This window comes from Arthrobacter sp. 05T423, from assembly GCF_056396245.1.
Genome location: NZ_JBFTLC010000015.1, coordinates 74,506 through 90,363, shown reverse-complemented (window position 1 = coordinate 90,363; position 15,858 = coordinate 74,506). Strand labels below are relative to the sequence as shown.

General features: G+C 62.0%; 14 protein-coding genes. 3 read left to right on the top strand and 11 right to left on the bottom strand.

Translation table 11 applies throughout. The annotated features are described in order from the left end of the window. The first annotated feature begins 461 nt into the window (after positions 1-461). The 3 genes from AC1DFE_RS12925 (at position 462) to AC1DFE_RS12915 (ending at position 2,777) form a co-directional block, all read left to right on the top strand. Positions 462-725 (top strand): ComEC/Rec2 family competence protein, encoded by a 264-nt coding sequence (locus tag AC1DFE_RS12925; RefSeq protein ID WP_476906271.1) that lies wholly within the window; start codon positions 462-464, stop codon positions 723-725. Between the two features lie 394 nt (positions 726-1,119). Beyond that, a complete protein-coding gene (locus tag AC1DFE_RS12920; RefSeq protein ID WP_476906270.1) occupies positions 1,120-1,896 on the top strand; it encodes a hypothetical protein in 777 nt (258 codons plus the stop codon). Further along, positions 1,893-2,777, top strand: coding sequence for a DUF3037 domain-containing protein (locus tag AC1DFE_RS12915; RefSeq protein WP_476906269.1), 885 nt, complete (start codon positions 1,893-1,895; stop codon positions 2,775-2,777). Before AC1DFE_RS12920 ends, AC1DFE_RS12915 begins: the two co-directional genes overlap by 4 nt. Positions 2,778-2,819: 42 nt before the next feature. Here the strand turns inward: AC1DFE_RS12915 and AC1DFE_RS12910 are convergent, their stop codons facing one another. From AC1DFE_RS12910 to AC1DFE_RS12860, 11 genes are all read right to left on the bottom strand, one after another. After that, entirely contained in the window at positions 2,820-5,054 is a 2,235-nt protein-coding gene (locus AC1DFE_RS12910) for a protein kinase domain-containing protein (RefSeq protein WP_476906268.1), read from the bottom strand. Between the two features lie 278 nt (positions 5,055-5,332). Then, on the bottom strand, positions 5,333-5,533 hold the full coding sequence (locus AC1DFE_RS12905) for a hypothetical protein (RefSeq protein ID WP_476906267.1): 201 nt from the start codon (positions 5,531-5,533) through the stop codon (positions 5,333-5,335). Positions 5,534-5,696: 163 nt separating this feature from the next. Continuing rightward, positions 5,697-6,008 carry a hypothetical protein gene (locus tag AC1DFE_RS12900; protein ID WP_476906266.1) on the bottom strand — a complete coding sequence of 104 codons (312 nt, stop codon included), beginning with the start codon at positions 6,006-6,008 and terminating at the stop codon, positions 5,697-5,699. A gap of 99 nt (positions 6,009-6,107) precedes the next feature. Beyond that, positions 6,108-7,133: a DUF4192 domain-containing protein gene (locus AC1DFE_RS12895; protein ID WP_476906265.1), complete on the bottom strand. Its 1,026-nt coding sequence runs from the start codon at positions 7,131-7,133 to the stop codon at positions 6,108-6,110. Positions 7,134-7,381: 248 nt separating this feature from the next. Next, on the bottom strand, positions 7,382-8,386 hold the full coding sequence (locus AC1DFE_RS12890) for a hypothetical protein (protein WP_476906264.1): 1,005 nt from the start codon (positions 8,384-8,386) through the stop codon (positions 7,382-7,384). Beyond that, positions 8,386-8,814 (bottom strand): hypothetical protein, encoded by a 429-nt coding sequence (locus AC1DFE_RS12885; RefSeq protein ID WP_476906263.1) that lies wholly within the window; start codon positions 8,812-8,814, stop codon positions 8,386-8,388. The genes AC1DFE_RS12890 and AC1DFE_RS12885 overlap by 1 nt, the downstream gene beginning before the upstream one ends. Before the next feature lie 40 nt (positions 8,815-8,854). Then, positions 8,855-9,736 carry an oxygenase MpaB family protein gene (locus AC1DFE_RS12880; protein ID WP_476906262.1) on the bottom strand — a complete coding sequence of 294 codons (882 nt, stop codon included), beginning with the start codon at positions 9,734-9,736 and terminating at the stop codon, positions 8,855-8,857. Positions 9,737-9,874: 138 nt separating this feature from the next. Further along, positions 9,875-10,387: an SRPBCC family protein gene (locus AC1DFE_RS12875; protein WP_476906261.1), complete on the bottom strand. Its 513-nt coding sequence runs from the start codon at positions 10,385-10,387 to the stop codon at positions 9,875-9,877. A 938-nt stretch (positions 10,388-11,325) separates the two neighbouring features. Continuing rightward, the gene (locus tag AC1DFE_RS12870; protein ID WP_476906260.1) at positions 11,326-12,801 is read right to left on the bottom strand and encodes an NCS1 family nucleobase:cation symporter-1; all 1,476 of its coding nucleotides are present in this window, start codon (positions 12,799-12,801) and stop codon (positions 11,326-11,328) included. A 45-nt stretch (positions 12,802-12,846) separates the two neighbouring features. Further along, on the bottom strand, positions 12,847-14,307 hold the full coding sequence (locus tag AC1DFE_RS12865) for an amidohydrolase family protein (protein ID WP_476906259.1): 1,461 nt from the start codon (positions 14,305-14,307) through the stop codon (positions 12,847-12,849). 94 nt (positions 14,308-14,401) lie between these two features. Further along, positions 14,402-15,046, bottom strand: coding sequence for a GntR family transcriptional regulator (locus tag AC1DFE_RS12860; protein ID WP_476906258.1), 645 nt, complete (start codon positions 15,044-15,046; stop codon positions 14,402-14,404). Between the last annotated feature and the right edge of the window lie 812 nt (positions 15,047-15,858).

The window sequence follows — 15,858 nt, the reverse complement described above, 5'->3', positions numbered from 1 at the left end:
AATCCAAGAGTCGCCTGTTGCGGACGCGGACCCCTGCCACTGTGGCGTCCGTTCCGGCCTGCCGCGCTCGCGGTACCTTCGCCGCGGCGCCGCACTCGTCTCTTGGCTCCCCGGGTGGAATCACGGTTGACCCCGCCATGCGTTGCCGCCGCCGACGATCGCGCTGCCTGTTGGCACAGCGAGTGGAGCAGAAGCGCTGCGTACTACGCATCGCTTCGAACGGCGCCTCACATTCGGCGCAGGCTTTCCGGCTCATGTTGGTTCATCGGCGCGGATTCACCCTGCGACATGATCTCACCGTGAGCCGATCTCACGGCGACCGCCTTGGATGCCAGAGGTGTGAGGCCGTTGATTCGCTGGCACCAGAGCCGGACTAGCAGGCGAGCCAGCTGTCGACCTGGGTCGGTCTCTGGGGACCACTGCTGTGAAGGCATGGCTCCGGCAGATTGGCCAGGAACGGCGTGCAGCTGTCGGCAGCGCAGGACTGGTCGCAGACTCCGACCACCTTAGGTAGGCCGATTTGCTGCCGCTTACGCCTGGCTGGCCCCCGATGTCAGCGGCCGGTTCCTGACATAGTCACCGGAGACTCTGGAGGCCTCAGCGAGGAGCTGGCGTCTGCCATGAAAACAGCGGGCTTAACGCACCTGACTGCCGTGTCCGGTACCATCACTCGGGGAGGCGTTATGGCTGTTTCCGCCCTTCCGGTAGAAAGTGGCCGTGACTAGATCGCCATCTCGGTTCCTACGTCATTTTGGAACGTTGATATCCATTCCCGCATGATTGAGCCAGCCGTCTGCGAAGATGGCCTGGTTGCATTTTCTTGCTTGCGCTTGTGCAGTGATCACTCACGAGCTGCGCAAGAACTTGTCTGCCCATTGGCCTGAGGAGACCATGGTCAGCGGGTGGCGGACTCATCAGCGACAAGCCGGGACGCGCAGGTCTGGAAGCCAGGCCCATGTCCGGCAGCAGCAAATAGCGTCAGGTCGCGGCAGCAGGGCAGCAGGGCAGCAGGGCAGCAGGACATAGTGGAGATAGGTACAGATAGTGACCTTGGGGGATTCGGCCGACTTTTCAGCGCGTGCTGATTGGGCCGGGCTTCTTGCCGGCGTTGAACGGCCCGTGGCAGAGGCTCAGATATTTGCCATTGCCCAGGTAGCAGCAACGGGGTCGGTACCGTTTCTCGGACTTGCTGCCAGCGGGGACCGGTACTGGGTGAAGTGTCTGGGTAACCCTCACGGCGTCGATTCGCTCATGGCCGAACGTGTCGTGGAGGCGCTTGCGCGAAAGCTCGAATCGCCCATGCGCCCGTCGGTGCTGGTTGAGGTTCCTGAGCACCTGACGCATGATTCCCGCCTGATCGGCAGCGGGAACCAGCCCGGAGTCGCCCACGGATCACTCTTGCTCGAATCGTGTGAGGTGAAGAATGTTCTGGACTCCGTAAACCGTGACGGCAACAGCATCCGTCAACCACGGTTCATAGCTCTGTGGGAGCTTTGCTACGGAGAGGATGAGCAGTGGCTTTACGACCGGGACAACGAGGAACAGGTCTGGTCCTTCGACCACGGCTATTGGATCACCGGCGGGGAACCCGAGCCTCTGACGCCCCGTGATCTGGAAATCACTCTGAGGAAGTGGAAACCCTGGGAAGGCTCAGTCAAGGGCATGGATCCGGCGGCGTTCCTGGAGGTGGCGGCCCAGCTCGAAGCCCTGACGGTGGCAGACTTCATAGACGTTGTCGCCAGCGTCCCCGTAGCATGGGGTGTCTCCGATGACCTCCTTGAGTCGCTGGCGTGGTGGTTGCACCACCGGCGGATGCACATAGTCGGAAGAATGCGTACGCTAGCCAACAAGGCAGCCAAATTGAATCCGCGACCCAGCAACAAGCGAGGTGAATGATGATGTATCAATACTGGATCGTCCGCTACGTGCCGGACCCCGTCCGGGGAGAATTCGTCAACATCGCCTTGCTGGTTGGTCAGGACGGCCGGGACTGGGCATTCCGCAAAGTGACAAGCCTGCAGCGCGCCACCCGGCTCGGCGGAGACCCCATGATTGCCAGCTACTGGCTGCGCGAACTCCAGGGGATGGTTAATGCATTGAACAACCGGCGGGATCCTGGTCCAGAGCCGTTCTTCGCAGCCATAGCTGATTCAGGCGAAAACATCAGCGCAGCCGTCGTTGCCCGCCTCGCAGCCAGATTGAACAATGCCGTCCAGATTTCCGCTCCGTTCCCGATTGTGGCGGAGTCTGCCCAGACCGGGCTTTCCATGCTGTTCGACCACCTCGTCGCAGATCCGCAGGTGCAGCCGCGTGAACTGTTTGGCACCCGGGTCGGGAACTACGTTGCAGAACAGTTCCGCCGGGCGCTGCCGGAGGGAAGCCGGGCTGTAATTCGGAGCCGGCCTCACGTGCTGGTGGGCGCTGTTCCCCGGACAGCCAACTTCGCGGTGGCAGAGGACAGGGTAGAGCAAATTACCAATACCTGGTCTTTTAACCTTGCCGATGTCGAGAAAGTGTCGACGGAAATACAGGCTTGGGTGGCCCATATGAACCGCCTGAGGCAAAGAGGCGGGGTCCTCGAATCAAGAGGTAAGCCGACGCTTACAATTCCCCATGACGTTCAGCTGCGGGTTGTGTATGAAGAGCCGCGGCTCCCTTCGGCCAGGCCTGCCCTGGACATCGCCCGTGAGGTTTGGGCGGAAGTCCCCGGCCTCATTGCCTACCCCGAGGCCGAAAGTTCACGCGTCATAACAGACGCCCTGTCGGTAGTCGCTTAATACTTAATTCACGGCACCTGCGCTGGGCAAAGCTGGCACGAGTTACCTGCGACGCCAAGATCCGCCCGGGTCCCGGTCAGGCAACGTCGTGGGCATCGTCAAAGTTCCGCCGATAGCATCAGCGAACCAGCCCAACCATCGGTCGATGAACTCGCTCGGGTCGTCCCGGTCGATCTCTGTTACCGGCCAGGCGAGCTGCTCTGTTCCGAGAACGCCCGAGAACGCTATGGCCGCTGACTCTACGGGAAGGGAGTGAGGAACGACTTCTCCTTGACGGGTGAAAGCCGATGACATGAACGCCAGTTCATACCATCCGAAGCGTCCGGCCTCCTTGGGGTCGCAGTACCAAAGAGAGTGGCATCTGCCGAGCCAGCCGCTCCTGTCCTGCCGCGCCCGATGGACGGTGATGGCGGCATGGGCGATCACGGTGAAAGGACCGCCCCAACCGTCGGCAGGAGCCTCGTGGGGGCGGGTGACGCCCAGCTTCGCACCACGAAGCGTCGCGAGGAAGAGCGGATTCCCACCCGCGTTCCTCTCCAACGATGCTGTTGGGGCGTCGTCCTCGATGGTTTCGAGGAGCGGCTGGACGATCGATTCGAACATCTGGCTTGCCGAGCTGAAAAGCCGTTCCCGGCGGGCGCGTTCGTCCTCGGCGGCCCACTGCTCGACGTGCGCCTGCGCACGCCGGGACACCTCTTCGGCGTTTAGGAGCGCCAGCTTTTGGGCGCCACCTAGGGCCGGTTCTACTGTGACCTTCTCAAGACGGACAAGGATGTTCGCGGCCGTCGGCCTGGCCTCGGGAGCCTTGTGCAGACACTCCAGAATAATGTTCCGCAGTCTCGCGGTGCCGGCAGTAGGAGCGGGAGGGGTTTGCCCGAGATGCTGTTCCCGGAAGTCTTCAGACGCAGGCCCGGTGAACGGGAGCCTGCCCTCGAGGATCAGATAGGCCATGACCCCGAAGGCGTAGACATCAGTTGCCGGCGTGGCGTGGTCGAGAAGCCACTGTTCAGGAGCGGCAAACGGAAGCGTCCACGAGTATTTTCTTGTCTCAGTGGCCGTCGTGGCCTCTGCGTACCTGGCGATGCCGAAGTCGGCGAGGCACCATTTGCCATCCAGGAATAAGACATTGGCAGGCTTCAGGTCCCGGTGCACCACCTGCCCATCCAGGCTGGCAATTGCCCGGGCAATGTCTGAAAGGATTCGCACGCTCCCCGCCAGTTCCACAGGCTCGGTCTGCTGGAGACGCTGCTGAAGTGACATCTCCGCACGCGGCATCACGAGGACCCACTGTCCATCGTGTTCGCCCGAGTCGAGGATCGGAACCACGTTGGTTGAGTTCTGTGCGCTGAGAAAGTCACCAATCAGCAATTCCCGGGTAGCCCCTGGCTCCTTTTTAACGAACTTTGCAACGGCGTTTTCCTGTAGAGGGCCAGAAGCCACAAAAACCTGACCGAAACCTCCGGAGTCGGCGTCGAGACGATCGCCGATTGTCCACACCGCGTTCTCCAAGTCGATCTGCACGGTCGTCCCCTGATGTCCTTCTTCGCCCACGTCCTCTACGCCTGGATAGGGATACACGGGCATGCTCACAGTCTCGGCTACCTGACGGAGGTAGGTGCCGGCGCTCTCGGTCGTCAGATACTTTCTGAGACGGGTCCCGCCGAGCTTTACGACCCAGTGATCGCCGGCCTTGACGACTCCGATACCCTCCCTCTGCAGGACTTGGCCAATCGACTCGACGGGTGACAGAAACGCCTTGTCCGGCCGGGCCGGCTCGAGCCATTGGACGAAGTCGTCGAGCAACCGGTCCACGTCCCTTTGGCTCTCACGTCGCGTACGGGTGCTGTCCTGGGCGAGCGTCTGGATGACTTTGACCAGGTCATCGGCGAAGACTTCGAGGTTCGGCCTTTTGTGGCGGGCAAGTTGGACGATACCGGCGACCGTCAGCCCAACACGTTCGTCATCCCTGGGACTGGGACTTGCGTATCTGCCTTCGGATCGCCAAATGAGTCCATAGGATGACAGGCTCCCGCGCATGTCATAGGAGGGCATCTCCTGAAAAACTTCTCCCGCATCGTCGCCCCTCACCTCGAAGAAGTGCTGATCGACGCTGCGCCACGACGGCCAGGTCAACCCCGCGCTTTTGGCGTCCTCAACCAAGGCGACATACCAAATGGAATCAAGCAAATCGACCTGGTCGTCATCGAGATCCGTAAGGAACAACCAAGAGTGGTCGCCTTGGCTGAGGCTGTCCAAAAAGTCCTTAGGACCGGTCATAACGCTTTCCTTTACACTCCCGCACGCCGTGAATCACAGTGCAAGGCTAATACCGGGTCTCCGTCCGTTATTCAGAACACCCCCAAAAGCGCCCATTTATTGCGTCATGGCTCGAATGGCTTCCCAGGCCGGCCGGCATCTGCCGGCCGCCGGGGCCTAAGCGCACAGCTGGACCGCTGCCGATGCCGCTAGGCGTGCGCCCTCTGTTTGAGGAAGCTTTACAGCGCCCTCAGGGCGGAGATCGCACGAGTATTCACCGTCCCGGCTGGAATGTTCAGCTATAGGGCCAGTGCGTTCACCGGGACCCTGCAGTAGTGCAGCGCCACCAGGATCTCGCATTGTTCCCTGTCGAGACTCGTCAGTGCTTCCTCGATCAGGGTCCGCGTCAATGCTCCTGCGACGTGCGCGGCCACAACGGAACCAGTCCCGGCACGCTGCACCGCGCCCGATGGCCTGCCTTTGGGGTTTCCATGAACCATGACACCAGCTTGACGACCACGCCTTCTAAAATCCCGGAAGCTACCTCCCCAAAAGTGAGCCGCGCGCACCGCGTCCGGGGTCCCGGGGTGCCTACAGAGTTCTGACGCAACGCTGCGGGCCTAATATGCCGTGCCCAGCCGGGGACAGGAAAGGTTGACGTAGTCACCCGTTCCGGGCAACGTACCGGTCGAGGAAGTCGAAGTAGAGCTCGTACCGTTCCCGCAGGCTTCGCGGAAGCCTGCGCTTCGACAGAAAGTCGTCCCTCTGGCCGCTCTCCATGGTTCGTTGCGAGATCCGGATCATGGACAGCAGCTGTTGTCGCTGCTCGACTCGGTTCTGATCGCGCACGGCCACACGGGAGGAGGTCAGCCACCCCGCGGTGCCGGCCCCGCGACCGTGGGAGACAAAGAGCCTGCTGTCCGAACCCCGGGGAGGGATCAACAGTGGCCGGTGCCCAGCAACGATCCAAGTCACCGGTCGCCGCTTCGGCGTCACGGGACGTAAGCTGCTGCGCACGATGGCCGAGACGCCTCCAGCTTTACGGTCAGTCGTCATTGCAGCCGAAAAGCCACGTCAGGCCTCCAGCCCCGGATCCCGGTACGCCGTCCCCTTGTTCATGTTCCAGCCGGCAACCATCCCAGAGCCGATCATGATGTCGCTGACCCTGGCCAAGTGATAAGCGGGGTCGGCCTCGAGGGCGAGCTGCAGAAACTGGTGCGCCTTGCTGCCCCGCCCTTCCCACCAGTTGATGAACGCTACTGCGGTGAGGATAGGCGCAGAGTGCTTAGTGCTGCTGTGGGTGTAAGCATGGAGAAGTAGCTGCTGCGCCCATTCAACTCGTGACCATTCGGGCTTGTCGTGGGTTTGGGCGAGGAGGATCCGGTCCATGCGCTCGTCGATACCAGGAATGTCAGCCATCAGCCTGTCCCGGATGACGGGGAATTGAAGGTCTGCGATTAAGTTGACGATTTCTTCCCGGTCCGGGTAGCTCGTCGACTCCAGCATGTCAGTCCAGCGCTCCCTGGCCTGCTCTAGCGCATGCCCGACCTTCAGATTCCCGAGTGCCTTCACACGGTCCTCGACAGCGTCCGCGGTTTCGGTTTCCTTGGTCGAAGCCGGCAAGGTAATGCGGTTGGTCGGTTCGATCGTGCTGCCGCGGTAGACGAATTCAGCATTGATTTGGCTGGACTGCGTTGCGGCGAGCGGGAGGGACGGGCCGTTGGCACCGCCGTCGTACTGACAAACTGTCTCGTCTCCGACCAAGAGCCCATCACGGATGGACATTCCACGCTCGGCGAGGGCTCCTGTCAACGCAGCAATGGTTGCAGCGTGGGGCCTGACCTCGCTTGCCGGCTCTGCCTGAGAGGTGTACACGGCAAAGAGCACGCTTGAGGCATTGGTGTCGTGGGCCAGATAGCCGGCGACGGTCTGGGCATAGCTAATCTCGGTGCCCCGTTTAGGCAGGTCAACGCGGAGCGTAGCCCCTATCCGGTTGTCGGACATGGTGATGCAGACAAGGCTTTCCTGGGGCCAAAACCCCAGTGTGTGGCCGACAAAGCTGAGAACGTCGGCAGGGGTGCGGATGGTGAGCTCTTCCATGATCCTTCTCCTTCATCGGCCGGCGGACAGCGGATGCGCCCGTCAGATTTCGGCGTCGTTCTGATAGAGGAGCCACCGCTGGGTGTGAGAGGCTGGAACGCATTTTTGGCGCAGCGCCTAGGTTGCGCGGAGATCCCGCCCAGCGATGATGGGTATCAGAATGACAAACAGCAAAGATGCTTTTGCCCATTCATCGATGGTTTTGGGCACCGCGGCATGACCTATCGACGTCTTAGGCTCCGCGCGCTTTATTGCGTCAGTTGCGCTCCGGAACGCTTCTCCAGTGCATGTTCGGCGCGTTCGACGACGGACCGATCGTGGGCGCCGAGGCGCCCGGAAGCTGCGGGGCTGGCCAACTCACAGTCACGTATTTCGACGAGACGCCGGTGAAGCTGTGTTTCTGCATGCCGGCAGAAGAAGTTGAGTCGGCCAACGCGTCGGTGCTCGAGGATGAGGTCATGCTGGCCGGAGGCTACGCGGTTCCATATGGGCCCGATCTCCAAGAGCAACAGCCTGACACGCAGTCCGAAGGGGCCATGTTCGAGATGACCCGCCAAACGGGGGAGAAGTAGCCCGAGGCTGACAAGGAGAACAGCGGATGTTTCGCCGATCCAATACAAGCTGGTGAGGACGGCTGCAGTCGGACTCGCTGTCCCCTCGACGGTAACCACGGCGCCATAGAGCAGTCGGTCGAGCAGGACCAGAGCAAACAGCATGCAGCCGGCAGCGATGAGGATGAATGCCGAGCGGAACGCGGGTGCGCGCATGTGCGGAATGTTGTTGCGGCACACGCGGGCTATATCGAGGCAGATCCACGTGATGAACGCCGAGCCCGTCCAGAGGAACACTGCCATTCCGGGCTGGTCGCCGTAGGTCAGCGGCAGGTTCGGATCGGTAATGTCGACACGGCTGGCGAGAAAGCCTCCCGTTACTGCCGAGCAAGCGGCGCCCGCCGCCCACCGTCCCAAGGCGAGTTGCCGCCGTCGTACTTCTGTGTCCGCGACCGCGGCCAGCAAGATCGCAGTTCGGAACTGCCAGAATCCCAGCAGCAGAGACAAGAGAGTGGCCAGTCCGACGCGGTTGTGACCGCCGAGCAGGGGATCGACGCCGTAATAGACGGCGGGAACGTACAGCGTGCAAGCGATCGCGGCCAGGATGGTCGCTCGGAACACGCTGCCGCGGTCGGGGTCGAAGGCTGCTGGCAGCCTGAGGACAGTCAGCACCCAGAGGGCGACCGCTGGAACGATTTCCATCAGCCGAACACTCGGCGGAAGGCCAGTGGCTCGGGCGTGCTGCCGACTTCATTGTTGATGATGCGCGTTGCCAGCTGGTCGGCGAGGGCCTCCGCAGTGAGTTCCGCGTCGTCGGTGTAGCTGCTGCGACCGAGCGCGCGGAGTACGTTTACGCCGAGGTCTGGCAGGAACGTGAGGACCAGCTCTTCATCCGATATCTCGAGATCGTGAAGGAGGATCATGTGGCTGAACTCGTGCAGGATGATTTGTTGCCGGTGCCAGATGGATTTCACTGGCGCATGGAGGACTATGTCATGGTCATCGCAGATGAGCCAGACCCCACACAATTCCGATCCGGCCAGGCCGGGGAGTTCATCGATGGTGATGGGCCTGCTTCGTTGCATCTCCAGTTTGTCCTGGATGAAATGAAGCGTGGTGTCGCCCGGCAAGCCGAAGCTGTGCTCCGCCCTGCGCGCTATTTTTCGGGCTTCACGATAGTTCATTGCCCGTGCGAGCGGGGGAGGGCGGAACATTTATCGGGCCGATCTGGCCCAGGGAGTATCCGTTTGGGTACAGAGACGAACCGGCCTTGCCGGGCGTGAAATGAGGCTTCTGTTCCAACGGCCGACGGCGGCGGACGGCGTTGCGAATCGCAAGCCCGCCTTTCAGGGCGGCATGGGAGAGCCGAGTGGCGCGAGGGAGGCCGAGCGCTGAGACCAAACGGCCGTCGTCGAGCATTCCGCTGATGATCTGCCCGGCGAGCGGGCGCAGAGGTCGCGGCAGACGCCCTTGGAAAACTTGGACGGTGGCGGCCATGAGCTGTTGGCCTTCAGCCGACGGTGCTACGTACGTTGTTTCGTAGCGGTCGAAGAATTGCTCGGCCTCGGCATAAGTTCCCGGCATGGAGTCGACGTTCATGCGGGACCCCAGCTCGGTGAAGAAGCGTGAGGCCGCGGCGAGTTCTGCTGTTGTTGGCTGGCGCCAAGCATGCTGCTGGGTCCATCGGATCGGCACTACCAGCAGGGTGAGGAGGACGTAGAGGAAATCGTCCTTGCTGCCCGGGACGTTTCGGTGCACGTGGTTGAGCAGGCTGATCATTTCGCGGCCGCGGTCGCTGTCCAAACCGGTGGCGATGAGCTCGTAGATGACTATCGCGGTGTCGTAGGAGCGCTTCATGGGCCGCTGCTGGATTTCACCGTTGGCGTGAAGAGTGGCAGCGATGCTCGGGATGGCGAAGTTGCGGTAGTACGAGAGGAAAAAGCCCAGCTCCATGTCTGCGGCCAGATCGAAGAGAGCCATGTTGCGGAACGTGGCTTCCCAGTCATCGGGGTTGGCAGTTTCCTGGCGGTGGAGGCTGTCAGCGAGGCTCATGTGGATGCTCAATGTCCCCCCGTTCTTCATGGCTGAAAGCCCGCGCTGGAACATGGGGTGCGGCGGCTCCCCAGCTCGGCTGACCTTGTTCCATGGTAGGACTGTTGTACTCGCGTGACTAGTCAAATGTAGACGGGTCTACTTTGCGCTTTCGGGTATCTGCTTCGCCAGCGCTTTGATCAAGCCATTTTCTCCCTGGCGCATCATCAGGGCATGTGCTGCCGTAAAGGCTGGGGCCGCGATCGGCGTCAGGAAGTTCATCCAGCGCTGCGTCGGGCGGACCTTCCACCCGATGTCCATGCGGGTTGCTTGCCCTTGCTTCTCGGGGAGGAGCGTTACCCTTCCGGTACCGTGCAGGTGGCCGCCGGCGTCGAAGTCGATTTCGCGAGGCGCGACGACTTCCGTGGGGTGGATGCTGATAGTGAGGGTATAACCCAGGGACGCCTTGAAGTTGAGGTAGGCAGTGGTCGCCTTGAGGATGTCCTCCTGGGAGTTGCTCGTGGCCTTGGTGCGGTTCAGCGGTGCAGCGAAGCTGCATTTCGGCCACCACTGGGGCCAGCTCATGTCGACGTCCGCGATTATCGCCCACACCTGCTCGGGAGTGGCTGGCAGGTGCCAAGTGGAATTGAGGTCGAAGAGCCGTGGGGTCATATAGGTATTTTGGCATCGACGCGCATTTGGTTTGGTCGGAAGCGCCATGTGGGGTCGTCAGGGCTGTGCCGATTACGCCTCGTGGTGCCGCGAGGTTGCAAGCACCCACCCATGGATATACTGAGGCTCCAAACAAGCAAAACCGGTTTGTACCGGGGAACGTACCCAGCCCCCGGGCGGAGCTGGCAATGCCTAGGCCCATGTTGTGAGGGATCCGCAGTATGGCAATGAACGCCATGTCGTCCGGCCGTGGTGGAGGGAGGACTCTGCTTGGGCGCTCCTTGTCGTTTGTTCTATGGTCTTGACCGTCGTTGCCCTGGAGCGGACAGCTTTCTCCGTCTATGTGCCTGTCCCAGTATTTGTTGACCGGCGGCGCATGCCCGGTCCCGGAAGCATCCCTCGATCTCTGACATCTCGGGTGTCAGGTTGAGCTCTGAGACTTCGGCTACGAGGTGTCAGGAAACTATGATCCACGCTCAATCCTGACGCTTTCTGATGGCCCGGCTGACGTCAGGTTGGGGTGTACTTCAGACTGACGGCGGGCTAAAGCCGCTAATCCCCATAACAGCGCCGTCGCGGGGAGGGATCCGCCGAGCACAAGCCAGTCTCCTGGTGGCGTTGCCGGCGAGCGGTGTGGCGGTGACGTTTTGTGGTGGTTGCCCGTCCGTGTCAACGACGATGGCGTTGGGAGTGAGTGGGGCGAGCCTTCATCGACTCGCCTCACTCACCTATACCGCCACCGCTTCGCATCCAGCCGGGCGAGGGCCGGATTCGGAACATCAAGCCATGCTTGGCAGGACTGAGATGCTGTACAAAGCCGATGAATTGGGGACGGCGGCTAGGGCCGGACGCATAGCATCCGAAGGTACTCCCGGTGGTCAGCGTGGTGGTGCTTCACGGCGAACGACGCCACATCCAGGACTGACTCGTTGTGGTTGTCATTCCGCCGTTTCGAGAAGCGCTTCGGCTTCCTCGGTCACCATGGAGACTTTCTTCTGGCCGCCCATTACGAAGAAGTAGCTGACTCCGGCGGTGACTAGTCCCACGGGCCAGGCAAAGGCTGCCACTGCGCCGAGGGACGGCACGAGTGCCATGGTGGCGGCGAGGGCGGCCGTCGGGACGAAGACCCCGAGGGCTTTGGGGTTGATCCCCTTCCGGAAGAAGAACTCCCCGTTTTCGTCCGACCGGTAGAGGTCCTTGATGTTCACGGTGCCGCGGTTGATGAGGAAGTAGTCGGCGGCCATGATGCCAAACAATGGTCCGAGGAAGGCTCCCAGGCCGCCCAGGAAGTAATTGACAACGACGGGGTTGGAGTACAGGTTCCACGGCATAACAAGCAGGGCCAGCACTGCGCTGATGATGCCGCCGCGCTTGAAGTTGATGCGCTTGGGCCAGACGTTGGCCAGGTCGTAGGCGGGGGAGACGAAGTTCAGCACCACGTTCACGCCGATCGTGGCCACAATGAACATCACGGCGCCCAGGACCAGGATGGAAGTGTCGGGTACCTTAGCGAGGATCAGTGCGGGGTCGGTGATAACTCCGCCGAACGCGACGACGGTTCCAATCGTCATGGTGATGCTGATGGCAGCGAAGGCAGCGAAGTTCACAGGTATTCCCCAGAAGTTACCGCGGACAACCGACTTCGCTGACTTAGCGAAGCGGGTGAAGTCGCAGTAGTTCAGGAGCATGGTGGCGTACGTGGCTACGAGGAGGAAGGCGCCTGTCAGTACGCCCCGGGTTGCGTCCCCGCCGGCCAGCGGGTTGATGGACAGGTCCAAGGGGATATTCCAGCCGGCGAGGCTAAAGAGCCAGATGGCCATGGCGAGCATGACGGCCCAGACAATTGGGCCGGCCCAGTCCTGGAAGCGTCGTACGGCTTCCATGCCCCGGGTGATGACCACGAGCTGAAGGATCCAGAGGAGGATGAAGCAGGCCCACCCGAGGAGCGAGAGGCCAAGGAAGCTTTGGTTCTGCCACTGCTGCAGGTCAGGGTCGATCCTCAGGAGCAGGACGACGACGGCCATGGAGGCCAGGTAGGTCTGGATTCCGTACCAGCAGATGGCGATGACGGCCCTGATGAGTGCCGGGATATTGGCGCCCCAGATCCCGAAGCTGATGCGTGCCATCACCGGAAATGGGACACCCGTTTGCTGCCCCATTTTCCCGGCCCAGTTCATGCCGAAAAAGAGGATCGCGGTTCCGATCAGGATTGCTGCCAGGACCTGCCAGCCGGTGAGGCCCATGACGAACAGGCCCGCTACGAAGGTGTAGGTGCCGATATTGTGGATCGCCGACATCCAGACGGCAAAGAAACTGTACGAGGTCCATTTCCGCTCCGTGGCCGGGGCAAGGTCCTCGTTGTACAGCCGGCCCGACGGATCGAGCGCGGCCAGCGACTCGTGGCTGCTTTCCATGATGACTCCTTTGTCAAACACTTGCGGTGGGTTTAGGTGGTGCGGTTAGCGGGGTAGGCCGGTGGCCTGGAGTTCCGCTGTTTGTAGTTCCGCCGTCTCGAGCTGTGCCGGGGCTGGGGTGGTTTCCCGGAACCCGCGGCGTTTGAGGAACCGGCCGACGGGGCCGGGATCGTGGAATCCGTTTTCGTCCAGGACGATCCGTCCGGCTGAAACTACGAGTTGCGGCCAGCCGCGCAGGGCCTGCCCCTCGAAGGGGGAGAAGTCTGTGCCCATATGCAGGGCGGCGCCTGACACGGGCCTCACTTCGGCGGGATCGACGAGGACAATGTCGGCGTCGAAACCCGGCGCCACGACGCCCTTGGCGGGAAGGGCGTTGATCCGGGCCGGCCCGGCGGAGAAGACCTCCACGAAGCGCTCGACCCCATCGCCTTCCGGCGACACCATGGCGGTAAAGGTTACCGGCATCCTCGTTTCGACGCCGGGGAGGCCGTGGGGCATCTGTCGGATGTCGTCGCGGCGTTCGAGTTTTTGCGACAGGTCGTAGCAGGAGTGGTCCGAGGCGACGGTGTGGATGGCGCCGGCCCGTACCCGTTCCTTGAGTGCCGCCACGGTTTCCGGGCTGCGCATGGGCGGGCAGCAGGCGTACCATTCCGGGAAGTTTTCGCCGTAGACGTTCTCATCCAGGGTCAGGTAATGCGGGCAGGTCTCGGAGTAGGCGACGAGCCCGTCCATCCGGGCACCGGCCACCAGATCTACGGCTCCCGGCGTGGACTGATGGACGAAGTACACCGGCGCGCCCGTGTATTCAGCCATCGCCAGGGTCTCCTTCACGGAGATCTCCTCTGCGAGCTCGGGCCGGGTCCGGGGCAGGTGGCGGATACCGATCTCGCCCCGGTCAGCATGCTCGGCGGTGCAGTCGGCGATGATGGCGTCGTGCTCCGCATGGATGTAGGTGAGCCCGTCGAGCCGGACCATCTGCTTCATGACCCGCAGGATGGTGTCGTTGTCCGCCATCGTGGACCCGCGGTTCGTGGTGTACATCTTGACCGAGCGGACTCCCAGCCCGGCAAGCTCCTCCAGCTGGGCGGGGACGGTTTCGTCCCACGCGATGACGGAGGCGTGCAGTCCAACATCGCAGCGCGATTCACTGGCAAGGGTTATCTTGTTGCGGGCTGCTTCCAGCGGGGTTTCCGAGTCGTCCCGCGGGATGCCGAAGTCGAGGATCGTTGTGGTGCCGCCCCAGAGCGCAGCTGTGGAAGTGATCGCGTAATCATCCAGGGTGCGGAATCTGCCAGTCACCTGGGCGACGTGACAGTGGCCGTCCACCCCGCCGGGCAGTAGCAGGCGCCCCCGGGCATCTACAGAGGCCAGCGCCTGCGGCACCGGCTGGATGGCGTCAACAAGCTCCACGATCTTTCCGCCCGTGACCACCACATGCGCGTTGGTCCGGCCGTCGGCGTTGACGACCGTGGCATTTGAGATGACGAGTTCTGGTACGTCTTGCATGGAAGTTCCTTTTGTGGGTTCAGTCTGTTTTTGGGTGCGCTGAGTAGAGGGCCGGTCGACTCATGGCAGCGGACCGTCCCGAAAGCCGGGGGGCTCAGTGGTGCAGGTAGTAGTCCTTGCGGTACTTCTGAATGTGTTCCCTGGATGCGGCGCCTGCGCGGGCGGGGTCACCGCTGGCGATGGCCTCGAAAAGCCTCCGGTGCTCGCGAATCAGTTCCGGCAAATCGGTCGCATGCCGGAACAGCCAGTGCATTCGTCCCTGCAGCGGTTCCAACGCGCTTCGCAAAAACTCGTTTCTGGCGATGGTCGTGATGGCATCGTGGAATTGATTGTTGGCTGCATGGGCTTCGAACAGTGACCCGGCCGCCAGGCAGTTTTGTGCACTGTCCAGGAGTGAATTCAGGTGCGCAAGTTCTTCGCGGGTAGCCCGTGCGGCTGCAAGTTCGCTCGCCAGCACCTCCAGAGCAAGCCGCACGTCGAACAGATCGGCTACCTGCTCCGGAGTCAGACTACTGACGATAATTCCGCGCGAGTTCGCGCGTTCGCTGACAATTCCTTCCTGCCGGAGCATCCGCAGGGCTTCCCTGACCGGCAACCGGGAGACGTTGAATTCGTCGGCGAGATCGCGTTCCACAAGCCTCATCCCGGGGGCGTAATGGCCCTCGAAGATCCGGTTCCGGATTGCATCGCGGACACTCTCACGCAGCGGCCGGTCGTCAAGTTCTGCTGAAGTATCCATGATGTTTACCTCGAATAGGTCTTTGGACTGTCGAGGTCCTCAACAGCCAGGGAAGGGGCGTCAACAACGTGTTCGGGACGATATTCAATGGCATAACGGCCCTGAACCCAGGACCGCGAGCCATGAGAGGCACCCTTTTTGGGATACCTCCTTGGGATACCAACTTGGGATCCCAAAACCAGTGTCGGGCATCCCAGTTCAGACGTCAAGACTTTCTTTTGTGGCCGGCCGGCGCCGCCCCTTCCAAAAGCTGTTTGAGGACGCCAATGCGACGTTCCTTGGAGTAGCCGACCTTGCGCGGCATCCTCCCGAATACCCCCGCTGTCGCACAACTGCGTCGGTGAGCGGACCGGCCTTGAGCCGCTGATATATGTCGGCTGCGGTAACGATGAGCCAACTAACGCAGAGCGGCGAAACTTAACCAGCGAACGCCCATAATCGAGATTTCGTCAACCTGAGGCGGGCCCGCCGTAGGGTAGTCCACCCACGTCCCTAGCCTGGGTTAACATCGCTGCCACCGCGTAGCGGACCGACGACGGAGCTGGGGGCCGCTGGCGTGGGGGGACGCCAGTCGGCTGTCCGCCGCCGGCCGATTACAACTTTACGCCGATGCAGGTAGAGACGGTTTGCCTCCGTTTCGGATTGCCCGACCACCGACCGGCAGTGGGTGTGCGTCACGCCGGCCGGAGCTGCACCCATCGTGCAGCCAGGACCTGCAGCCTGTCCCGCCGCCAAGGAGAGCGGCAGTAAGGTGATGTCATGACCATGGGGGAAACCAGGCCAACAATCCATCGAGCCTGTCACGCCGCTGG